Annotated in this window: 20 protein-coding genes and 1 pseudogene; 4 read left to right on the forward strand and 17 right to left on the reverse strand. The window is 29.6% G+C overall.

The window, feature by feature from the left end; all coding sequences use genetic code 11:
* Positions 1-14: 14 nt before the first annotated feature.
* From top6B to QZZ11_RS03670, 15 genes and pseudogenes are all read right to left on the reverse strand, one after another.
* Positions 15-1,694 carry a DNA topoisomerase VI subunit B gene (gene top6B, locus QZZ11_RS03600; RefSeq protein ID WP_292473719.1) on the reverse strand — a complete coding sequence of 560 codons (1,680 nt, stop codon included), beginning with the start codon at positions 1,692-1,694 and terminating at the stop codon, positions 15-17.
* Positions 1,695-2,053: 359 nt separating this feature from the next.
* Positions 2,054-2,323: a hypothetical protein gene (locus QZZ11_RS03605; RefSeq protein WP_292473676.1), complete on the reverse strand. Its 270-nt coding sequence runs from the start codon at positions 2,321-2,323 to the stop codon at positions 2,054-2,056.
* 224 nt (positions 2,324-2,547) lie between these two features.
* A pseudogene (locus QZZ11_RS03610) lies at positions 2,548-3,159 on the reverse strand (KH domain-containing protein); the annotation flags it as partial.
* A 375-nt stretch (positions 3,160-3,534) separates the two neighbouring features.
* Complete coding sequence (locus QZZ11_RS03615; protein WP_292473678.1) at positions 3,535-3,747, reverse strand: hypothetical protein; 213 nt, start codon at positions 3,745-3,747, stop codon at positions 3,535-3,537.
* A gap of 10 nt (positions 3,748-3,757) precedes the next feature.
* On the reverse strand, positions 3,758-4,504 hold the full coding sequence (locus QZZ11_RS03620; protein WP_292473680.1) for a serine protein kinase RIO: 747 nt from the start codon (positions 4,502-4,504) through the stop codon (positions 3,758-3,760).
* 47 nt (positions 4,505-4,551) lie between these two features.
* The gene (locus QZZ11_RS03625; RefSeq protein WP_292473682.1) at positions 4,552-5,496 is read right to left on the reverse strand and encodes an arsenic resistance protein; all 945 of its coding nucleotides are present in this window, start codon (positions 5,494-5,496) and stop codon (positions 4,552-4,554) included.
* A gap of 27 nt (positions 5,497-5,523) precedes the next feature.
* On the reverse strand, positions 5,524-5,862 hold the full coding sequence (gene eif1A, locus QZZ11_RS03630; RefSeq protein ID WP_292473684.1) for a translation initiation factor eIF-1A: 339 nt from the start codon (positions 5,860-5,862) through the stop codon (positions 5,524-5,526).
* A gap of 171 nt (positions 5,863-6,033) precedes the next feature.
* Positions 6,034-6,630: an orotate phosphoribosyltransferase-like protein gene (locus tag QZZ11_RS03635; protein WP_292473686.1), complete on the reverse strand. Its 597-nt coding sequence runs from the start codon at positions 6,628-6,630 to the stop codon at positions 6,034-6,036.
* A gap of 12 nt (positions 6,631-6,642) precedes the next feature.
* Complete coding sequence (locus tag QZZ11_RS03640) at positions 6,643-7,596, reverse strand: Gfo/Idh/MocA family oxidoreductase (protein WP_292473688.1); 954 nt, start codon at positions 7,594-7,596, stop codon at positions 6,643-6,645.
* The gene (gene hemC, locus QZZ11_RS03645; RefSeq protein WP_292473690.1) at positions 7,593-8,465 is read right to left on the reverse strand and encodes a hydroxymethylbilane synthase; all 873 of its coding nucleotides are present in this window, start codon (positions 8,463-8,465) and stop codon (positions 7,593-7,595) included. The genes QZZ11_RS03640 and hemC overlap by 4 nt, the downstream gene beginning before the upstream one ends.
* 237 nt (positions 8,466-8,702) lie before the next feature.
* The gene (cfbE, locus tag QZZ11_RS03650) at positions 8,703-10,040 is read right to left on the reverse strand and encodes a coenzyme F430 synthase (protein WP_292473692.1); all 1,338 of its coding nucleotides are present in this window, start codon (positions 10,038-10,040) and stop codon (positions 8,703-8,705) included.
* 20 nt (positions 10,041-10,060) lie between these two features.
* A complete protein-coding gene (locus tag QZZ11_RS03655) occupies positions 10,061-10,888 on the reverse strand; it encodes an NAD(+) kinase (protein ID WP_292473694.1) in 828 nt (275 codons plus the stop codon).
* 12 nt (positions 10,889-10,900) lie between these two features.
* The gene (locus tag QZZ11_RS03660; RefSeq protein ID WP_292473696.1) at positions 10,901-11,731 is read right to left on the reverse strand and encodes a bifunctional fructose-bisphosphatase/inositol-phosphate phosphatase; all 831 of its coding nucleotides are present in this window, start codon (positions 11,729-11,731) and stop codon (positions 10,901-10,903) included.
* Positions 11,732-11,841: 110 nt separating this feature from the next.
* A complete protein-coding gene (gene lon, locus QZZ11_RS03665) occupies positions 11,842-14,301 on the reverse strand; it encodes an endopeptidase La (protein WP_292473699.1) in 2,460 nt (819 codons plus the stop codon).
* A gap of 245 nt (positions 14,302-14,546) precedes the next feature.
* Positions 14,547-14,984, reverse strand: coding sequence for an EamA family transporter (locus tag QZZ11_RS03670; protein WP_292473701.1), 438 nt, complete (start codon positions 14,982-14,984; stop codon positions 14,547-14,549).
* A 145-nt stretch (positions 14,985-15,129) separates the two neighbouring features.
* Here QZZ11_RS03670 and QZZ11_RS03675 point away from each other — a divergent pair, with 145 nt between their 5' ends.
* Positions 15,130-15,585, forward strand: a complete 456-nt coding sequence (locus QZZ11_RS03675; RefSeq protein WP_292473703.1) for an arginine decarboxylase, pyruvoyl-dependent — start codon at positions 15,130-15,132, stop codon at positions 15,583-15,585.
* A gap of 60 nt (positions 15,586-15,645) precedes the next feature.
* On the opposite strand, the gene hisC is transcribed toward QZZ11_RS03675, so the two are convergent.
* Positions 15,646-16,746, reverse strand: a complete 1,101-nt coding sequence (gene hisC, locus QZZ11_RS03680; protein ID WP_292473705.1) for a histidinol-phosphate transaminase — start codon at positions 16,744-16,746, stop codon at positions 15,646-15,648.
* A gap of 6 nt (positions 16,747-16,752) precedes the next feature.
* A complete protein-coding gene (locus QZZ11_RS03685) occupies positions 16,753-17,220 on the reverse strand; it encodes a gamma carbonic anhydrase family protein (RefSeq protein ID WP_292473707.1) in 468 nt (155 codons plus the stop codon).
* Between the two features lie 175 nt (positions 17,221-17,395).
* Here QZZ11_RS03685 and QZZ11_RS03690 point away from each other — a divergent pair, with 175 nt between their 5' ends.
* The 3 genes from QZZ11_RS03690 to QZZ11_RS03700 all read left to right on the forward strand — a co-directional run.
* The gene (locus QZZ11_RS03690; protein ID WP_292473709.1) at positions 17,396-18,115 is read left to right on the forward strand and encodes an anaerobic ribonucleoside-triphosphate reductase activating protein; all 720 of its coding nucleotides are present in this window, start codon (positions 17,396-17,398) and stop codon (positions 18,113-18,115) included.
* A gap of 1 nt (position 18,116) precedes the next feature.
* Positions 18,117-19,250 carry a tetratricopeptide repeat protein gene (locus QZZ11_RS03695; protein WP_292473711.1) on the forward strand — a complete coding sequence of 378 codons (1,134 nt, stop codon included), beginning with the start codon at positions 18,117-18,119 and terminating at the stop codon, positions 19,248-19,250.
* A gap of 339 nt (positions 19,251-19,589) precedes the next feature.
* Positions 19,590-22,890 (forward strand): hypothetical protein (locus QZZ11_RS03700; RefSeq protein ID WP_292473713.1); only part of this gene is annotated, 3,301 nt, incomplete at its 3' end.

Here is a 22,890-nt window from a genome sequence, read left to right on the forward strand (position 1 = left end):
ATTAAATCCCTTCCTTATTCGTCATCTTCTACTACTTCATCGTAGTCTTCATACTCTTCATATTCTGTTTTCATTCTTGTTTTAGGATCTTCAGTAATGAGTATTTGCATTGGTTCAATTTCCGGTTGTTTAAGACGATGTTTCATATCCATAATTTTTGCTTTGTGTGTAACTTCATCCATGATTTTATCGTATTCAGGAACATCTTTTTCTGCAAGTAATGCGGATTGTTTTATAACTACTGGAACTAAGTCTTCGAATATTTTTGCTCTCATTTCTTCATTTTTAGCTGCTTTTTTGGTTCTTATGTATTTTTCGAGTTTTCTTGCAATTTTCATTGTAGCTTGTCTGATTTCTCGAACTATTTCTTCTTCTGGAGCTACACTTTGTTTACCTGTTGATAAGTATGGAACATTTGTGGAGATAATATTCACAAATACTGAAATTGGTGCATCATCTAAGTTTCTAACACCATATCTTCTCCAGTCAATACTTTTTAATGCTTCTGTGATTGCACAGCTACCTTGATCGAATGTTAATGGTACACGGTTAGCAAACCTCATTATTTCTGCTTTTTTCTGTTGTCCAACTAAACGTCCTGCTTTTCCACCATATGCAATACCTGCTTCTATGATAAATGATACTCCACCACGGTATGCTTGAGGTTTTCTTGTAATCGCGGTTGAAAATTCTGGTAATAATATTTCATTAATACCTTTTTCAATTTGTTCATCCCCAATCGGTTTGAGACCGCTTGTAGGAGGAGCCATGAATTTCATTTGATCGAATTGTTGTACAACTTGTTCAGCTTCTTTCCAGGTAATACTTTTTGGACGTTTGTTCATGTCTATACCTGTTGCTTCTTCAAGTTCCTTAATTTTTTTAGAGGATACACGACTTAATGAATCCATTAACAAGTTTTTAAATCTTTTCTTGTTGGTTGTTTTACAGAGATCTATTATATCATCTGCGGTTACACCTTTAGGGTGTGGTAAAACTTCTTTTGGAAGTGGTGGTATTTGTTCTGTTGCTCTTTCGAATGTATATTTACGTCCGGTTGGATCTTTAAATACAATTCTTGCATGAGGATTTCCAATTACGGTACGTCTGATGTATTCGTAAGCTCCTTGTTCACTCATGGAGTAGGATACGTCTTTAAATTCTATTTCTATACCTGAACCAGTTCTGTCTGTTTCAAATTCTTTTCTGTCAAGGATTATACCAGTGTTCTTTTTAACATCAAGTTTTACATCCATTTCAACTCCTTTGAGATTATCTCCATCTCTGTATCTTGATCTTATTTTTACTGGTTGTCCTGTTGTCATTTGAGAAAGAAGTACACATCCACTACATCCTAAACCTTGTTGTCCTCTTGATTGGATGTTACGGAATTTACTTCCTGCAAACATTTGACAGTATACTTTTGTAATGAAATCTTCAGGGATTCCAGGTCCGTTATCTGCGTGTTTTAATAGGTAATGGTCTTTACCTAATCTTTTAAGTTCTATTGAAATATCTGGTAGAATTCCTGCTTCTTCACATGCATCGAGACTGTTGGTGATAAGTTCGTGGAATACTATGGTTAAAGATCTTATTTTTCCAGAAAAACCTAACATCTGTTTATTTCTTTTAAAAAACTCGGATGCAGTTAATTCCTTAAATTCTTCAAATAATTCTGTAGTGTCACGTTCCAAGGATTTCAAACCTCCAAATTATTTTTATTACTACTTGCTTTTATTAGTATTATTCAAGTACGTGTTTTTTATCTCTTATAAAAAGTAGATTTTCATATTATTATTGATGAATACTATATTATTTTACTACATTTTTACTTAGTTATCTATATGTAGTAAATTTTTTTTTCATCTTTTATCTATATTATACTATATGTAAAAAGTATAATATAAAACATTGTATATACCCAACATTATAAAAAAATAGCAATTTTGGGGGGTCTTGATAACTATTCATGAAGGGGGTTTTGATAAGTAATATTTTTATAAAAAAATAAAAGTATATCTATGATTATATAATGTAAATTATTATCATAGGTTTATTGAATGTCAAGTTTTCCAAAAAATTTTGGAATAGTTTCATTATTATTAATTGCTTTATTACAAAGATATGTGTCATATAGTATAAGGATTAACCAAACTGCACATACCATATAATAAAATTTTGAGGAAATATTGGCTAATATAATAAATAATATGCCTATAAAAAATTCAAATAATCCTCTTTTAGTTAATCCTTGATATACATTACCCATTCCCAGGAATAATGATAGGATTAATGCAACAATTAAATTTTTTTCTTCACTCATTTTTTAGCCTCAGTTAAGTTATACTCTTGTTCTTTTTATATATTTTTATTTAGAACTATTAATTATTATCTTAAATGTTAAAAAAATATAAATTTTAAATTAAAAGAATAAAAAAAAGAGTTTAATGGGGGTTATATTATTTCAGGAACTTCTTCATCATCAACTTCTTCATTTTCTTCTTGATCTAATGCTGCTTGGTTGTAATCTTCTTCAGCATCGGTAAAATCTTCATCAGTATCAAGATCTTCTCTTAAGAATTCTCTTTCATCAGGTACTCCATTAACCATTTCATCAAATTCTTTTCTTTTGAGTTTGTCATGCATTTTTTCTAGATATGCATAGACAGTTTTTTGTCTTGAACCTTCAAGAATCATTTCAATAGCTTCTCTTGCCATTTGTATGTTTTCAATTTTACCAATTAAAGAAACGGTTTTACCATATATGCTTATTTCAACATCAAGCATATCATGCATAATTTGTCTTGTTCTTCCGTTTTTACCAATAATTCTTCCTTTTTGTCTTACTAAAGCTTTTTTGGATTTACCTACATAATCCTGTAAGTTGATAATTTCTAAAATTAAATCATCATCTTGTAATTTTAATGCTAAGTCTGGGTTAAATCCTCTACCAATAGCTTTTATCATGTATCTTGCTTTCCATATTGCTAAAGGATCATCAGTTTCTTCTGTTGAACTAATTGCAATGTTTCCTGTTTCACTGTCAATTTTTAATTCTGTTTTAGTTATAATTTCTAGTTGATGTTTGATTTTACCATTTTTACCGATTGTTACTCCAACGCGGTCTTTTGGTATTTTTAGATATTCTGTATTTACCATTATAAAAGCTCCTTAATTGGTGATTATTATTTTAATTTTTTAAAATAAAATATAATTAATAATATTTCCTTAAATAAATTGTTTGTTGTTTATATTTATCAATCTTTAATTAAAAAGTTATAAAAAGATTATTCTATTGGTGATGATGATACTTTTTTCGTATCTTCATATTCTACTATTATTTATTGTTTAAATAATATTTAAAACTTATTATTATTTATATTGCTATTTAATTAATTGTATTTTCTAATATTATTTAGTTTATATAGTTAATTTTATTTTTTGATTAATAATTTACATAAGAATAAATATTACTTGTAATTAATTAATTTTTTATTAATTTTTTTTTTAAAAAAAGTTGGAATTAGGGTGAGGTTATTTCAAATTTAATTCTTTTTCAAGTCGAACAAAAATAGATCTTTCCTCTTTTTGTTTTAAGATATCTCCTCTAATTTCAGGGGGTGCTTCTATATCAAACATACAATTAGGACATTTTATGTTTGCTCCACCACAATCATATCCACAATCACAACAACCTGCATCCATATGATCAAATTCATGTCCACAAATATCACATTTTATTAGCATACTTTTCACCTTAATCTTTTTTAATAATTCTTTCCTTAATATAATCAAAAGTTAAATCCAAATTAAATTTTTTACTATCATAAACTATATTTTCAATATCTCTATCTAATAATTGCATACTGGCCGGATGACTAGTAAGAGTTGCCTGAGACACGTCAATAATGTAGGGATGTCCATAAGAATATAAAATATTATATCTTGATAAGTCACCATGGACTAGTTGTGCTTGATTATAGGAAACATCCATGAAATTTATTATCTCTTCAAATACTTCTTCTGCATTATCAATTTTAATTTTGCTCAGTGGAGGTGCTGCACTAGCATCTTCTTCGGAATGTTCCAAATATTCCATAACCAAAACATTTTCATTAGCAGTATAGGGTTCAGGAACATTTAAATCTAAATTATATAATCGACTTAAATTCTTAAATTCTTTCTGAGTCCATGCTGTGATAATCTGTCGGGTATTGTTTCCATGACTCTTAAAACGCGGATCTCCTGCAATGTATTCCTTAATTTTCTTAAAATCTAATGTGACAACTCTATAAATTTTTACTGCTACTTCGTTATCATCATCATCAATACCAAGAAATACATTTGCTTCTTTTCCAGTACTGATTACACCATTTAAACTTTGGAGGTATCCCTGTTTAGCAAGTTTGTATAACACTTGTAATGTTTTATTATCAAATACCTCACTAGAAACTTGTTTGTCTTCGACACTTTTTAGTCTTTTAGTTTCTTCCAGTTTTCTCATTTGATTATCTGCATCTTGATAATGTTTTTCTTTCAGACTTAATCCTCCTAATATTTTTTACTAATTTTTAGAAGTATTCTTGAAACTATGTATAGCACAGGTAGTTCAATTAAAGGTCCAATTACTAAGGCTATGGCAATTAGTTCATTATGGGGAAATGAACGTATAGCTATTGCTAATGCTAAGGGGGAATTACGTGCTAATGTAGTAAGGGTTAAACTTGCATAATTTTCATAACTGAACTTATTTTTTCTAGCAACAATATAATCAACACAAAAGTTAACTATAAAAAAGATTATTATTGGTATAAATAATAGTCCTATTGAATTCAAATTATTAAATAAACTGGTTGCTTCTGTATTGAATAATCCAAAAATTGCTATACATAAGAATATACTTTGTAAATTACTAAATACTGATGTTATCTTATCTTTAATAGGTTTGTTTTTAAATATATATTTTACTATTGATGATGCTATAAAGGGTATTACGATGAATGTTATTATACTATTTATTAAATCTATTAACTCAATACTATTTGAGCTTGAAAAGAATATTAATAGGTATATTGGGAGTAATACTAATTGAATAATTAAATTAATGGGTAATATTGATAAACTTAAAGCTACATTTCCTTTACTCATCTTTGTAAATATCAAATACCAATCTGTACAAGGTGTTAATATTAACATAACAAATCCTATAAACAAATCAACGTAGCCGTTTAGAAACAGATTTCCTAGGAAATATCCGAATAAGGGAGTCCATATGAAATTAATTAACAAACTTATGCTTGTGAATTTGATATTTGAGAAACTATTTTTGATATCTGAAAATGGAGTATCAAGAAATAGTGCAAATAACATTAATGCTAAAAAAATAGTGATGAGTGATGGACTAATCTGTTGTAGAAAGGACACATTATTTAAAATTAAACCCAATATTATGGATCCAAAAATTAATATGGGTTCAAATTTCTCCAGTAAGTCCATATCATCCAGTCCGGTGGTTATTATCTATTATATTTTTAAGAATCCTCTTCTTTCAAGGTAATTTGCTTCGGTACGTGTGTATCTCCAAATGACGTCTGCTTTTTCATTACTTTGGAAATCCCATGGTTTAACAAGAACAACGTCTCCTTCACGTATCCAAATACGTTTTTTCATTTTTCCTGGAATACGACATAACCTGATATTTTTGTCATTACATCTAACTTTGAGTTTTCCATGTCCTAAAATTTGTTCGACAACTCCTGGAATTTCTCCTTTACGTGGACTTCTTACACGAATACTTTGTTCTCCACCTTGTTGGTTGTTGTTATTATTATTCTTATTTTTATTGTTATTTGCTTTTTTCAAGATAATTAGCCTCCGATTTTATTCCAATTATAAATATGAATCCTGATAGTATGTATGAGTTAAAATTTATTCTCTGCAATTAATAATACATTATTATGTACTATATATGTATTTTTAAGTATATATTAATATTGTTAAAATAAGTGTATTGAAGGGGGTTAAATGTAAGAATTATCCTACTTTATTAATTTTAATTAAGGATTTAATAGGTACATTGTTTATTTCATTTATTCCTTTTTTATCTACTAAGACGGTTACTGCTACTGGTTTTGCACCTTGTGTCTTACATACTTTTATAGCATCAATTACAGTATTACCACTAGTTATAACGTCATCTACAATAACAACATTTTTATTTTTGATATTTGCAAAGTTATTACTTATTGCACCCTGTGCTGATTCGTTTTTCATATGTTTGATTGGGTGGAATACTGATAATTCAGCATCTAAAAGTTCTGCCATAATTGTTGCGAATGGTACACCACTTACACTTATACCTACAACTACGTCTATGTCCGTATCTTCAATAGCTAAATCTGCTAATGCACTTGAAATAAATTGCATTCTGGCAGATGATGAACCAATAGTTCTCCAATTAATTGCAAAGTCATCCGGTTTTTGTTTTTGTTTGGTTTTGGATACATTTGTCATTTGCATACTTAACCATTGTGCTGTGTCTTTGGATATGTTTAATTCATCAGCAATTTCACCGGTTGTCAATCCTTTATTTTTAAGTTCTGTTGCTTTTTCGATTAATATAGAATTCATTATTATCCCACCTTATTCAAATTCAATGAGTTTTTTCTCTTTTGATGATCTCATAGCGGCATCAACAATTTTCAATGCTTCAAATCCATCTTGTCCAGATACTTCTGGTGATGTTTTATTTTGAACCGCATTAACAAATGATCTTAATTCTTCTTTCAATGGTTCTTTGTTTTCCACTTTAACTTCTTCAACTTTGTTGTTTTCTTTATATACTGTAACAGTTTGTTCTCCATAATCTACTGAAATTATTCCATCAACACCAGTAATGTTTAATTGTCTTTTTTTGTATGGTGTTAACCAATTAGTTTCAAGAATTGTTAAAACATCATTGTCATATTTAGTCATAATTTCAGCATGATCTTCAAATTCACAGTTTTTAAGATTACTGCTCATATTGGCATATACAGTATTTGCTTTACCTTCAAATAAGTAGTTGAATATATCAATATCGTGAATTGCAAGATCAATTGCTACTCCGACATCTCTTATACGTGGAGGGTACGGACCTAAACGTTTTGCATTTGCTGTTACAACTTCTCCAATTTCACCATTATCAATTAATTGTTTTGCTACTCTAACTGCTGGATTAAATCTTTCAACGTGACCTGTAGCTAAAAGTACTCCTGCATCATTTGCTGCATCAATCATTTCCTGAGCTTCATCAAGTTTTGATGCTATAGGTTTTTCAACAAGAACATTTTTTCCTGCTTCAATGGCGCTCATAACTACATCATGGTGAAATACTGTAGGTACACAAATATTAACGGCTTCTAAATCATCTAACTGGAGAATATTATCAAAATCAACATAACCTACTGTGTTAAATTCTTTTGATACAGAATCTAATGTACCTCTAACCATATCTGATATTGCTAATAAATGTGCATTTTCTAGTTCGGAGTATATTCGCACATGGTTGTATCCCATTGCTCCCACTCCTATAACTCCAACGTTTGTTTTAGTCATAATGCTTCCTCTCTCAATCTTTCTCCGATGGATTTTGCAGCTACAATAGCATTATCTTTTTTAGCAGTTTCATTAATGTCTGCTAATATTTTTCCGTCAGGACTTAATAATTCACAGTGTATATTAATATCATTTCCTTTTACTTTAGATACTATTCCTACAGGCCATTGACATCCTACTTGTAATGTTTCAAGTATGGCTTTTTCACATAATGCTTCAATTCTTGTGTTGTCATCATTCAGTTTACTTACTACATCAAAGTATTCTGAATCCTTATGTGTCATAACTGCTAATGCACCTTGACCTGCTGGAGGAACAATATATGTTTCATCGAAGATTTCTTTAACATGTTCTTGTAATCCAAGTCTATTAATACCTGCAAGAGCCATAATTGTGGCATCATATTCTCCATCTTCTACTTTTCTTATTCTGGTATCAATGTTTCCACGAATTGGTTTGGTAACAATATTTTTTTCGTGTAATTTACAAAAAGCTTCTCTTCTTACACTACTAGTACCTAATGTTGCACCATCCGGTAATTCATCCCATGAATAATTTGAAATTAACACTTCATTAACAGCTTCTCTTTTGGGAATGGCAGTTATTGTAAGTTGGTCATTTAATTCACTTGGAAGATCCTTGAAACTGTGTACAGCAAAATCAATGTCTCCTTCGATAAGCGCTGTATCTAATTCTTTTGTGAATATTCCTTTTGCATCAATATTATATAATTGTGAATCTTTAATCTTGTCGCCTGTTGTTTTAATGATTTTAGTTTCTATTTTTTCACCAATAATTTCTTCCAGTGAGTCAACAACAGTTTGAGTTTGAGTAGTGGCTAATTTACTACCTCTAGTACCAACTATCAATTAACATACCTCCTATTCAAAGTATCTAATCTAAAAAAAAATGATATCGTTAATCTTCTTGTTATTAGATATAAATTCTTTCTTTATTTTACTCTGTGATTATTAAATATTTTTATACTCTTTATTTATATTTGTTTAAAAGCATTAATATAGTTTATATAATTATAGCTTTTTAGATAATATTTATTTAAATAAAGATTGTTTTAAAATCTAACAACTTTAAATTTTAGAAAATCATCATGTTTTGTATAGTGTGTCCTTTATGTTAGAGTTATATTCACTTCTGTAAATTATTTGGATTATCATTTTATCCGTTTTTTTAATGCAGTATTCAACTGCTTCGTTAAGCTTATTGAAATATGTGTATGATTTATTTAATCTATTTATAAGATTATACCCTAATTTTCCTGTGAAGATTATTTTTTTAGGTTTAATGTTTTTAAGATATTCATATAATTTTTCTTCATCAATTTCTTCACAAGTAATTCCATAATCACCACCAATAATTAATAAGTAATCTTCACTATATTTTGTTATGTTGTCGACACATTTTTTTATAGATGTAGTATTCAGTCCCGGATTTATGTCTTCAATTATCAGTTTATCATTTATAAACTTGTAAGAATTTCTTCCTTCAATATTGGCTGATGATTTTAAATTGGATATTATGTCTTTGATATTTATTTTAAGAATTAAACCAACACTGATTGCGAATAATAGATTTGTAATATAAAAATCACTTAATGCAAAATGAGTTATATTGTATTTTTTATCAAAATATGTCATGTCAAAGCTTGTGTTTTTTATATCATATTTGACATTACATGAATAAATATCGGCATTTTCATTATCAAAACTTAAAGTGATAACATTTTTATGGACATTATAAAAAGTTTGATAACTGCTGTACTCACATATTGTATGTTTTGAAGTAAATACAGACTCTTTTGCAATTGAGGCACAACTGGAATCTTTGGCTATGGGATAATCTTCTAAAATGTTTGTTAAAATGTTGATATATCCATTAGGTACAACTCCTAATGAAACTTCAAAAATACAATAATCCAGTTCATTGAAAATTTTTTCTTCTTTAGCTTTATTTATGGCCGTTATGATGCTGGCCGGAGTAATACTAAGTTTTTTCATCAAAGTTTTATTGTTATATGTTAATTTATCACTAGTTAAAATAAGGGTATTATAATTGCTTAAAACATGTTTTAATAACGTTGTAACAGTGGTTTTTCCTTTAACGCCTGTTACTTGTATGATTTTGGTTTTTATATTAATTTTCTTTAGTAAGTAGCCAACAAATTCATGATGAGTATAATCCGTTTTAATTACTGGTGGCATATGTACAGGATTAATTTTTATAAAAGAGTCTTCATGTTCCTGTATTTCTTTTAATGACAAAAATTTTACATTAAACTTTTTTCCCAGTTCATTTTTTTTATTTTCTGAAAGTTTATTGTAAATATCATAAAAAAATAAGTTGTTATGAGTGTACTTAGAATATTCTTCTAGTAATATGAGACCGCCATGATTTGCATCACTGATTAAAATATTTTTTTTATTCATCAAGTACACTCCTATTTTTTTTAATCCATTGTTAATTTTTTATTTACACTTTCATAGAAGTTTTTTCTAAATCTGACAAAATATGCTACAACATCGGATTTTCTAAGTTTAATTTCTTCCATATAACCATATTCTTTGTTATTTACACCATCAAGTACTGCAAGACCTTTTTTATCTTTATTTAAAAATTTTACGGTAATGTTTGTATCTGCAGGAACAATTTTTGGTCGGGTATTTAGTTTAAATGGACATATAGGTATGATTATTGCAGCATCTACTCTTGGATCTACAATAGGGCCTCCTGCACTCATTGCATATGCTGTAGAACCACTTGGTGTGGAAACAATTAATCCATCAGCACGAACATTATCCACTATTTCTTCATCAACAACAATTTGTAAATCTAACATTTTACCTGGTTGGCTGGTCATAATAACTAATTCATTAAGAACAGTTTTCCACTCATCATCACAGTAAACATCCAATTGTAAACGTTCTTCAATGAAAAAATTATAGCTAAGCAGTTCATCTAAACATTCAAAAATGTCTTCTGGTTCAACTTCTGTAAGAAAACCAACAGTTCCCATATTAATGCTTAAAATAGGAATTTTTTTGGGAGACAATACTTGTTGGGCTTTAAGGACAGTACCATCCCCACCAACACATATGACAAAATCGGATGTCATATCATTAACTGGTGTAAGAAACTTACGAAATTCTGTAAGTTTTTCTGTAACGTTGGTATCTATTTCCACTTCAACTTTATTTTCAAGTAGATAATTAATTATGCTTCGATCTAATTCCAATGCATCTTCTTTATCAGTACGTGAAACAATTCCAATTTTCAAGGATTTCACCTCTTATTCTAATAATCTGATAATCTCTTCTTGTAATTTTTGATTTGTTGTAGCTACTATTGTGGTTTTTTCAAGTAAATCTATTTGACTGGAGAGAACATTAGAGTTAATGTCTGTAATGTATCCTCCGGCTTCTTTAATAATTAATTGACTTGCAGCAATATCCAATACTCTAACTGCTTGGGTATCTAGGAAAACATCATAAATACCTTCTGCAACAAAACACATTTCAACGGCAATAGCTCCCATGATTCGCATACGTCTAACATGAGAATAAATATTATTCATATCACATTTTGAACGGTAAAGATATGTGCTTAAAGTGGCTTTTTTTGCTTCTTCAACATTAGAAACATGAATTGGTTTAGAATTTTTACAAGCATATTTGTCTTTCACTGCTAAATATGTATCACCGGTTGGAAAATTCTTTACAAATGCAACTTCAATATCCTCTAAAGTTATATCTTCCAAAGATTTGTTTTTCTCTGTTGATGCAATTGCAATTGAGATACCATAACATGGAAGATTTTTCATTGCATTGGTTGTTCCATCTAATGGATCCATAATTAATACAGCTTCTGCTTGATTATTTCCAAGTTTTATAGTACCTATCTCTTCACTAATAACGATCAATGATTTTCCAGTACTTTTTAATACTTCTATGGCAGCATTTTCCGCATATTCATCAATTTTATGGGTGGGAGTTCCATCTGCTCCTATTTTTGTAATGCTTGTAACATGGGGGTCTTCTCTAGCAAAATCTATGGATTGCTCTACTTTTTCAGCTATTTTGGGACATAAATCTAACCAAAATTTTATTTCTTCATCATTCATTTTCACACGACTACTTCTATTTATGGTTAATATTATTTAGTTTAAACTATTTCAAAATTTTGATGTTGAAAAATTATTTAGAATTTTAAAAAAAGTGTTGGAAAAGGAGATTATTGTTGGAGGGTAGAAACGTCAATTTTTAAAGTTTCAGGTTTTGGAAGTTTAATATTCAATGCTTCTGTAAGAACATCTTCAATGGTCTTCATAGTTTTAAATGTTAATTCATTTTTAACTTCTTCAGGAACATCGTCCAAATCTTTTAAATTACGTTCTGGTATAAGCACTGTTTTAATTCCTGAACGATGTGCAGCAATCATTTTTTCTTTAATTCCACCAACCGGTAAAACTTTACCTGTCAATGATATTTCTCCCGTCATTGCCAATGTTGAACTAACAGGGATTCCTGTAATTAATGAAGCTAAAGTAGTTGTCATAGTTACTCCTGCTGAAGGTCCATCTTTAGGTATTGCTCCTTCAGGAACGTGTATGTGAATATCATGTTCATTATAATCAGAATCTTTAAGTAATGATGAAAGTCTTGATTTAATAAGACTTTGTGCTATTTGTGCAGATTCTTTCATTACGTCTCCAAGTTTACCGGTTAGTTTTAGTTTTCCTTCACCAGGTGTCAGCGCTGCTTCAATATATAGTATGTCTCCACCCACAGGGGTCCATGCCAATCCGGTTACAACTCCTGCTGGGTTTTCATCAGGTACTAATTCATAATGTGCTTTTTCATGACCTAATATATCATATAACATATCAGCTGTTACAATGTATGGTAACTTTACATCATCAACAACAATTTTTTCTGTAGTGTGTCTTGCTATAGCTTCTATTTGGCGTTTAAGATTACGTACTCCTGCTTCTCGGGTGTATTTGTCTATTAATGTAGTAATCGTTTTTGGCGTAATTATTAGGTCATCTCTTGTTAATCCATGGTCTTCAAAAACTTCATCTATTAAGTGTTCTTGAGCGATGTGTTCTTTTTCTTGTTTTGTGTAACTGTCCAATTCTATAATTTCTAAACGATCTTGTAATGGTCCTGGAATATCAGATAATGAGTTTGCTGTACCTATGAAGAATACATCAGATAAATCGTATGGAACTTCCAGATAATGGTCACTAAATGAATTATTTTGTTCTGGATCCAATACTTCTAAAAGTGCACTTGTCGGGTTTCCATTGATTGATGCAGTCATTTTATCAATTTCATCTAATACAAATACGGGATTGGTTTTTCCAGCTTTTTTCATTCCATTGATTATTCTACCTGGAAGTGCCCCAAGATATGTTCTGCGATGTCCTCTAATTTCAGATTCATCTTTAACACCACCTAAACTGGCTCTAACATACGGTCTTTCCAAAGCTTCTGCAATACTTCTACCTAAACTGGTTTTACCAGTACCTGGAGGACCGACTAATAATAAGATAGAACCTTGTTTTTCTTCTTTCATCTTAAGAACGGTTAAATGTTGGATGATTCTTTCTTTAACTTTTTTAAGTCCATAATGATCTTTGTCTAATTGTTCTTTTGCTTTGTGAATGTCAATTTCAACATCCGTTTCTTTGTGCCAAGGTAAACTTAAAATAGTATCCAAATAGTTTCTGATTATGTTTTCTTCAGAATTATTTTGTCCTTGCCTTTCTAATTTACGAAGTTCTTCTAAAGCTGCTTTTTCGACTTCTTCTGGAAGTTCTGCTTCCACAATTTTTTCCCTGTATGTTTTATGGTCATCAGATTCATCAGTCATTCCAAGCTCTTCTTGAATCATTTTCATTTGTTCTCTTAGAAGGGATTGCTTGTGTGTTTCACTCATTTTTTTATTGAGTTTTTTAGCAATGTCCATTTGAATGAGCATGGCTTCTTTTTGTTCTAAAAGTAATTGAACAACAGTTAAAGCTCTAAGTTTGGCAGATTTCATTTCAAGAAGTTCTTGTTTCCTTTCCACAGGTACTCTAATATAAGGGAAGACTTCTGCAACTTTTTCTAATGTATCTAATTTTCCGATAATTTGTTGGGCGTATATTTCAGAATTTGGAATTAAATTGCTTATTGTAAGAACGGCATCATTTATGTTTTTGTTAATTGTCAAGGATTCTTCTTCAGTAATATTTGTTTCTTCTTCAATAATTTCATAAATTCCATGATAATAACCATCAGTTTCAGTAATTTCGGATACAAGTACTTTGTCTTTAACTTTTAGTTCTAATTGGTATTGTTCAGGTTCTTCTTGTAAGTTTTTGAGCTCTAGTATGACACCAATATCATAAAATTCCACAGTACCGTTTTCATCTTGAGGTATCTTTTTTGGAGTTAATATTATTCCTTGATTTTCACTGTTTACGGTTTTTAACATATTCTCTGTATGTGGTTTGTCTAATTCTATGGTCATGTCTGTGTGAGGTAAAAGAATCGTGTTCGGAATTAATAGTATTGGTAATTCGTTTTCTCTAGGTTTTCTAGGTTCCTGTGTAACGTTTTCTTTTTTAATATTGGTAATTATTTCATTGTTGGCTCTTAATGATTGTGTGAATGATAATTTTTGTTTGTTGTTTTCATCAGTCATTAACTTCTCACGTCCTTATAATTATTTTCCGTTTATTTTAAAATGATTAATTTAGATATTTTATTACCATTTAATATTTTGATTTTTGGTCTAATTTTCTTTATTATTAATATAATTTATGTAAAAATAAGATTATATACTTTATTAAATATTATTACCTAAAGTTATTAAAAAACTTCTCAGTATTTAAAGAAGGTATGTTATGTTAAGATAAATTTATTTTAATTAGGTTAAAAGCTATGTTATCATATATTTATCAGGATTATGCCAATTAAACATATTACAATACCTGCTAATTGTTTAATTGTGATGCTTTCTTTGTATAATAGCGCACCTATGAAAATTAAAGCAATTGCTAAACAAGTATTGGCTATTAATGGAGCCGTATTAACTTGCCATCCGACTCTATAAGCAAAAAGATATCCTGCTTCAAGACCGATTATGGCAATACCTAATCCTATGGAAGCCCAATTAATTTTTCCTAATTCCATTAATACATTTTCTGGTTTAACTATAAATATAAAAAATATTCCTGTAATTATTGTTGCAGTTAAGTAAGTTATCATCAATGTACCAAACGCATTAATTCCATGTGGTGTAGATTTAGAAAAGATATGATAAAAACAATTTGATGCAACAACTATCATTATAGGTAAAAGCATATCCCACATCTTTTTCACCATATATTTAATTATTATAATATTATGTATAAGTAAATTTCATACTATGTTAAATAGAAGTAGTTGTTATTTATTATTTGATTTAGTGTTAAATTAATTAGTTATAACTTACAAAAATCATATTAACAATTTATTAGGAGAATATGTAATGAAAGTATCACTTACTAAAGGAGCATCTGAAGGACCAACAAAACTCAATGCTTTTGATAATGCGTTATTGGAGGCAAAAATTGGTAATGTTAACTTAATTCCTGTTTCCAGTATGCTTCCACCAAATACGCAACTGGTTGATATGCCTGAGTTAGAGCCGGGTGAAATGACAAATTGTGTACTTTCGCATCAATATTCTGATAATCCTGGTGATGAAATATCTGCTGTAATTGCATTTTGTCAAGCTGATGAAATGGGCTGTGTTATAGAGACTAAAGGAGTAAATAAACCAATAGATGAACTAAAAAAAGAAGCTAAATTCATGGCAGAATATATGATGGAGAAAAGAGAGTTGGAAATCATTGATTATAAGGAGATTGTTCAAACTCATACTGTTATTGAAAGGGCTAGTGTTGTAGCCGCATTAGTTTATCATAATCCTAAAAGACATTAAAAAGAAGATATTTTGGAGATAATATTTTTCTCCAAGAAGGTTAAGATTAGAAGTTCTTGATTATTCAACTAGTTCTTTTAGAACTTCTATGAATTTTTCATTTTTTGGATGTGTTTCTACACTTATTCTCATATAATATTCATCTAAATCCTGGAAACTAGTACAATCCCTGACTATTATTCCATGTTCCATTAATTTTTCTGCTAATTCTGCAGCAGTATATCCACTTTTATGGAGATCCACCAGCAAATAATTTGATTTGGATTTGTAAATATGCAAATTATTCATGGCATCAATACTTTCATACAGGTATTCACGTTCGGCAATGGATTTTCTAGTTGATTCTTCAATGAATTCTTTATCTTCTAAAGTTGCTATAACTGCTTTTTGTGAAGGGACTGTTAAACTGAATACTGGTTTAATCCTGTTCATTTTCTCTAAAAATTCGGGATTACTTAATCCATAACCAATTCTTAAACCAGCTAATCCCAGTACTTTTGAAAAAGTTCTAATAATGAATACGTTTTCATATTTGTCTAATAGATTAATGTTATTTGTTTCAGCAAATTCCCAGTATGCTTCATCCACTACAACCAATGCATCTGTTGCTTCTATGACTTTAATAATATCTTCTTGTGGGATAAGGCCTCCGCTAGGATTATTTGGAGTACATAAAAATATTGCTCTGGTTTTATCACTAATATTTTCAAGAACGGAGTTAACATCTAGTTTGTTTTCTTCAATGTTCCATTTTGCATATACAGGTTTTGCAAACTGTTGTTTGAAAATGTATTCATAATATGTGTATGTTGGCGGGTGTACAATGAATTCATCTCCAGGTTCTATAACTGTTTTAGCTAGAACATCAAAAAGTTCATCCGCCCCATCTCCACCAACAATTACTTGGTCCGGTCTTACTCCGGCATATTCTGCAATTTTTTCTTTAAGATATTCATGATTACTTTCCGGATATCTGTTCATTTCATTTATTGAATTTTTTATTGCGTCATATACGCCAGGTGCTGGACCCCATGGATTTTCATTAGAACCAAGTTTAATAATATCTTCTTCTTTAATACCATATTTTTCAGCAATTTCTTTTTTACTTCGTCCAGGAACATATGTTTTGTATTCATCAATTATACTTCTTGTCTTAACCATATTAATCTACCCTTCATCAAATGATAATCTGACATATTCATTAGCATTCTTTGTTATGCCTTGAATATCTTCTTCTGTTAATTCTCTCACAGCTTTGGCCGGACTTCCGATAATTAAAGATTTTTCTGGGAATTCTTTATTTTCAGTTACTAATGCTCCAGCACCTACAAGAGAATTTTTTCTAATGTGTGCACCATTTAATACAATTGCACCCATTCCAATAATTACATTATCGTCAATAGTACATCCGTGAATTATTGCACCATGTCCGATAGAAACGTTTTTACCAATTTTAACAGGTTTACCTTTACTTACATGGACTACACAGTTATCTTGTACATTTGATCTTTCACCAATAGTTATGGGAGCTTCATCTCCTCTTACCACAGCGTTATACCAAATTCCAACTTTATCACTTAAAGTTACATCTCCGATAACTTTTGCACCATCATATATTTTTGTTTTATCAGACATTCTATCACATCTAAATTTATTTTTTTATTGTTTTTTTTTTATTATTTTACAATTTAAGTTTTTAAGTAGAAAATATTTATTTTTTTTTATATCTATTTTTGGTAATTCTAAAATTTTTAAAATTATTAGTATATGCAAAAACATATATTTATTCAATATTATTTTTTGTGATTATATGAATATTCAACCAACTTACTCTTCACTGGATTATCCTGGAAAAATGGCTTTGGTATTATTTACGCCTGGATGTAATCTCAGATGTAAATATTGTCATAATCCACAGTTACTTAAGAATCAGGAATTAACAAAATGGGATATTGAGGAAATAGAAGAAGAAGTTGAGAATAACATGGATTTTATTGATGCTATTGTCTTAAGTGGTGGTGAACCATTACTTCATGTGGATGTAATAAAAAATTTTATTAAACAAGCAAAACAAAATGATTTACTTGTTAAATTGGATACTAATGGATTACATCCTGAAGAAACAAAGGAAATTTTAAAAGATTTGGATTATGTTGCAATGGACATTAAAGCACCATTAAATAAATATTATAAAATAAGTGATATGTATCCCAATAACGTTGAAGAATTAATCACAGAAACTATTGATATAATAATGGATAATAATGTGTATCTGGAATGTAGAACAACATATGTTCCAAAATTATTGGATCCGGAAGATATCAATGAATTAACGAGAAATTTAAGATGTGATAGATACACATTGCAACAATTCAGAAATAGGGTTACTTTGGATGCAAGTCTTTCTACATATGAAGAGCCGAATCCCGAATTTTTAAGGGAAATACTGGAAAATTTAGAATGTCAAATACCTGAAATTCGTCTTAAATCAAGACAATTTGGAAATCAATTAATTAAAAAGAGTAATTAAAATGCCGATTTTATTATTAGGGAATAAGGATATTGATTTAATATCTGGAAAACGGAATATTACCATTAGGAGGTTATGGAAACAACCGTTATATCGTGGGGATAGGTTGTTTTGTTACTGGAATATTTTATCTAAAGAAAGAGAAAAAATATTCGAAGCAGAGGTAACAAAAGTTAAAATACTTCCATTTAAGGAAATAATATCAAATTCAGAACTTCCTCATAAATTAGGTTATAAAAATTCCAAAGAATTAGAAAAAGATCTTAAAAAATCTTATCCTAACAATACAAAAGATAATGATGAGTTTCAAATCTTTGAATTTAAAAAGTTGCATGTTACTCAGTGGGAAGGTTCAGCAATCAATCAAAAAAACATGATAATAAAAAAAGCAGATATTCTCTTTGATATGGGAGAATATGAACAATCTTCTCTATGTTATCAAGCCGCTTTGGAATATGATCCGGATGATGCTAATTTGTTAAATAGGATAGGAGATAACTTATCACGTTTGGGACAATTTGGGGATGCTATTAAAAATTATAAAAAAGCTATTAAACTGCAACCTGACAATGAATATCTTTATAATAATATAGCATTGGTTTATTTAAACAAGGGAGAACCTGATAATGCATTAAAAATGAGTAATGAAGCATTTAAAATCAATCCAAAAAATACAACTATTCTTTATTGGAGAGGAATCATATATGAAATGTTGAATGACTTTGAAGAGGCATTAAAATATTTTGATGAAGTTTTGGAACTGGATGATACTGATCCTGACGTATGGAATGAAAGGGGAACTTTACTTAATATGTTAGGAAAAAGTGAAGAAGCTCTAATTTCCTATGATAAATCATTAGAATTATGTTTGGATGATACTAAAGATTCAAATACTTGGGCAAGTAAAGGAAATACTTTGTTAGGATTACAACGTTATGAAGAAGCTATCGAATGCTATGATAATGCATTAAAAATAGATGATTCGAATCCTATTATTCTGAATAATAAAGGGGTGGCATATATGGAGTTGGATGATTTTCAAAGTGCTATTGGATGTTTTACTAAGGTTTTGGTAATGTATCCAAATAATCCTGATGCACAGGTGTTGCAGGAAGTATGTTTAGAAAATTTATAATTCCTGTTGGATAATTTTTCAATTAACTATTTTTTTATTTTTTAATCTTTTTATTTTTTTTTAACAATTACATTAATTGTTCTTTTTTTTAATCGATTTTGAATTTTTATATTATTTAAAAAAGGATTCTAACTATTTATTTGACATTTAATGTTTTTTAAATATTTTTTTTATTCATTTTTGTTGTTTTTTATAGATAATATTTAAATATATTGTAATTATACTAATATTGTTAATAAATGTTCGCTATAAATCTAATTGTTTTGTTGTTATTTTATTTAAGGATATATATGCTTTTTGAATGTTGATTAACCGTTAAAATTTTTTGGGAGAAAATCTATGAATAAAAATAGTATAGTGCTTTTCTTTATAAGTGCATTACTTATTTTATTGGTTGGATTGGGATCATTATCTGCAGAATCATTGGAAAATAATCAAATTTCTGTTGATGATTCAATGATTAATGTAGGTTCAGATAATCAAGAACAATCCGATTTAATAAAAGTGGAAAAGCAAACATTTACAAATAATGTTAAGGAAGCATCTTCTGCATCAAGTTATGCTGAATTAAAATCATATGTAGATGATGCAACAGATGCTGAAACTGAAATTATTTTAGAAGAAAAAACTTATGAAGTAGATGAACCGATAGTGTGGGGAACAAGTGAAACAGCAAAAACCCTTACAATCGAGGGTAACGGGGCAACAATTGATGGTACTGGTAATTATCAATTTATAACGGTCAATGAAGGATACACACTTAACTTAAATAATCTTATAATACAAAACACAGTAGCAGAAAAAGGATCCGCAATATTAAACTACGGTACATTAAATATCAATAATGTTACCTTCAAAGGTAATATTGCAAAAAAAACAGGTAATATTGCTGCAGGTGCTGCAATATATTCCGAAGGAACAACCTCAGTTAAAGATTCAACATTTAAGAACAATCGTATAATTGATGGGATAAATGGGGATGATGGTGCTGCTATCTGTACAAAAGGGCCATTGTATGTATATAACTCTATATTTGATTCAAACATAGGAGAATATACGGATACATCTTCATCAAGTAATGGAGCTAATGGTGGAGCAATTGGTGTAATAGACAGTACATCAGATTTCATTGTTAACAATTCCACATTTACCAACAATAAAGGTAGACATGGTGGAGCAATAAATATTTTTGATGAACAGGGTAGAAATCAAGGAACTAAAAAAATTACCAATTCAACATTTACTGGTAACCAGGCAATCTATGGTGGAGCTATAGAAGTATACAATGATTTAATCATTGAAGATTCAGTATTCAATGATAATTTTGTGTATGGTGTAGGTTCAAGTAATTTTAACCCAAGAGGTGGTGCTATTTGTGTTAATAATTTAACACAAACTGGAATTCTTAGTTTAACAATACGAAATACATCATTTGAAAGAAATACGGCTCCTCAAACAGCAATTTCTGGAAGTACATTGGTTGGTTATGGTGGTGCTATAGATAGTGCTGCTTCGGAAACACTTATAGAAAATTGTACTTTTATAGCTAATTCTGCTAACAAGGGTGGTGCATATTATTGTCAAGAAAGTAATCGTAATAGGGTTTTACATGCAACCATAAATGATACAACATTTAAATCAAATGTGGCAATGGATGGAGCAGCAATATTTGATCAACATAATGGAAATGTTGGTACGGATTCATTAACAATTGATCAATCCGTATTTGAAGAGAATGTTCCTACAAGTACTGCTTACTATGGAATATCACTTAATTACGATGATTTAACAATAATAAACACTGAAATAACAGGAGTAAGACCTATTAAAGTATCTACTTCTCAGAGAAGTAGTAAATATGGTAATAATGTCACTGTAAATGGATTACATAATGTTACAGGTATTTTTGTAAATAATCCTGTTGTTTCTCCAACAAATTATGAAGAATTGGTTCTCGTTTCAAAAGAAATTAACAATGAATATACGGGTGTTGAACTTGTATATATTAATTTGGTGGGTACAAAATATACCGAAACAGAACCTATAGTGTTTGATGATATGCCTTGTAACTTAATAATAAATGGAAGTTCAAAAAAAATAGATGCAAATGGTAAACAGTTCTTAACAATCGGTGAAGGAAAAACAGTTACTTTAAGAAATATGACTATTGCAAATGCTAAAGCCGAAAGTGGTGCAGCAATAATAAACTATGGTTCTTTGAATACTCAAAATAATGTAATCTTTGATAATAATGAAGCATTATACTATGGTGGAGCAATTTATAGTACTGGAAACTTAAGCGTGAGTACAACAAACTTTACCAATAACAAAGTTACAACTATCACGGATGCAACACTAAATGATTATGGTGGAGCAGCAATTTGTTCTCTTGGTAAATTAACAGTACAAAGAAGTAATTTTGTTGAAAATGTTGCAGCACATGATGTATCTCCAGATGGCGATGGTGGTAGTGGTGGAGCAATAAATATACTAAACACAACACAGGATGTAAGTATAACAGCTTCTAATTTTACCAAAAATGATGCTTGTAATGGTGGAGCAATAAGAATAGATAACAATGGTAACGAAAACACCAAAAAAATTACAATAGACAATAATAAATTTGATGAAAACACTGCATTGTATGGTGCAGCTATAAACACTTATCAACAAGTTAACATCACAAATTCTAAATTTGAAAACAATGATGCTAAAGTATTGGGTGACTTAGTATATACATTAAACGATGTAACAATTAAGGATTCAACTATCAGTAGTGATAATTTAGAAAAAATAATCGGTGGAAACGGTAATATTATTGCAACCAATAATGTAGTCAATGATGAAACATTACCTGAAAGACTTATAAAAACATCAATAACAGTTACACCTATCACACATCTAAATTTGGATGAAGATAACTTAATCAACGCTACCTTAATAGATGCAACTAATGTACCTGTAGTTGGTAAAGAAGTTAATGTATTAATTAATGGGGAAGTAATTGATACTGGGGAAACAGATGAAAATGGAATTGTATCATACAATTATAAACCAACTGAAGGAACTACTGCAACAATTCAATTCACATTTACTCCGGATGATTATTATATTGCAAGTGAAAGTGAAGAAATTGAAGTTGATTTAGTAAGTAGAGAAGATACAGTTATTGAATATGTAATAGTCAATGATGTTGAAGGAAAAGTAGTGGTTGATATAAGAGTCTATGAAAAAGAATCTGAAGATTTAATTGTAAATGCTAGAGTAGATCTTACGGGGGATGTTGAAGCTACTGGTGTCAGAACAAATAAATTATATCAGAACACTGAACTGGAAGCAGGTGAACACACAATAACTGCTACATATAACGGTCTTGATTATTATTATAAACCATGTACCACGGATATTACTCTAACTGTTATAGAAGATCCATCAGCTCTAATTACTGAGTTGAATGAAACAATTGAAAATCAGGCTTCACAGATTAGTGATTTGAATGATACTATTAATGATCAGGCTTCACAGATTAGTGATTTGAATGATACTATTAATGATCAGGCTTCACAGATTAGTGATTTGAATGATACTATTAATGATTTAAATGATGCATTGGATGAAGCTAATGATAAAATTGATGATT

Source organism: Methanosphaera sp., from assembly GCF_016282985.1.
Classification (GTDB): domain Archaea; phylum Methanobacteriota; class Methanobacteria; order Methanobacteriales; family Methanobacteriaceae; genus Methanosphaera.

Excerpts from the sequence above, each read along its gene's own strand:
- QZZ11_RS03615 (WP_292473678.1), bottom strand. The coding sequence starts at position 3,747 with ATGCTAATAAAATGTGATATTTGTGGACATGAATTTGATCATATGGAT.
- QZZ11_RS03695 (WP_292473711.1), top strand. The coding sequence starts at position 18,117 with ATGCCGATTTTATTATTAGGGAATAAGGATATTGATTTAATATCTGGA.
- hisC (WP_292473705.1), bottom strand. The coding sequence starts at position 16,746 with ATGGTTAAGACAAGAAGTATAATTGATGAATACAAAACATATGTTCCT.
- QZZ11_RS03690 (WP_292473709.1), top strand. The coding sequence starts at position 17,396 with ATGAATATTCAACCAACTTACTCTTCACTGGATTATCCTGGAAAAATG.
- QZZ11_RS03675 (WP_292473703.1), top strand. The coding sequence starts at position 15,130 with ATGAAAGTATCACTTACTAAAGGAGCATCTGAAGGACCAACAAAACTC.
- QZZ11_RS03685 (WP_292473707.1), bottom strand. The coding sequence starts at position 17,220 with ATGTCTGATAAAACAAAAATATATGATGGTGCAAAAGTTATCGGAGAT.
- QZZ11_RS03660 (WP_292473696.1), bottom strand. The coding sequence starts at position 11,731 with ATGAATGATGAAGAAATAAAATTTTGGTTAGATTTATGTCCCAAAATA.
- QZZ11_RS03620 (WP_292473680.1), bottom strand. The coding sequence starts at position 4,504 with ATGAGAAAACTGGAAGAAACTAAAAGACTAAAAAGTGTCGAAGACAAA.
- QZZ11_RS03670 (WP_292473701.1), bottom strand. The coding sequence starts at position 14,984 with ATGGTGAAAAAGATGTGGGATATGCTTTTACCTATAATGATAGTTGTT.
- QZZ11_RS03635 (WP_292473686.1), bottom strand. The coding sequence starts at position 6,630 with ATGAATTCTATATTAATCGAAAAAGCAACAGAACTTAAAAATAAAGGA.
- QZZ11_RS03640 (WP_292473688.1), bottom strand. The coding sequence starts at position 7,596 with ATGACTAAAACAAACGTTGGAGTTATAGGAGTGGGAGCAATGGGATAC.
- cfbE (WP_292473692.1), bottom strand. The coding sequence starts at position 10,040 with ATGAATAAAAAAAATATTTTAATCAGTGATGCAAATCATGGCGGTCTC.
- QZZ11_RS03625 (WP_292473682.1), bottom strand. The coding sequence starts at position 5,496 with ATGGACTTACTGGAGAAATTTGAACCCATATTAATTTTTGGATCCATA.
- lon (WP_292473699.1), bottom strand. The coding sequence starts at position 14,301 with ATGACTGATGAAAACAACAAACAAAAATTATCATTCACACAATCATTA.
- QZZ11_RS03605 (WP_292473676.1), bottom strand. The coding sequence starts at position 2,323 with ATGAGTGAAGAAAAAAATTTAATTGTTGCATTAATCCTATCATTATTC.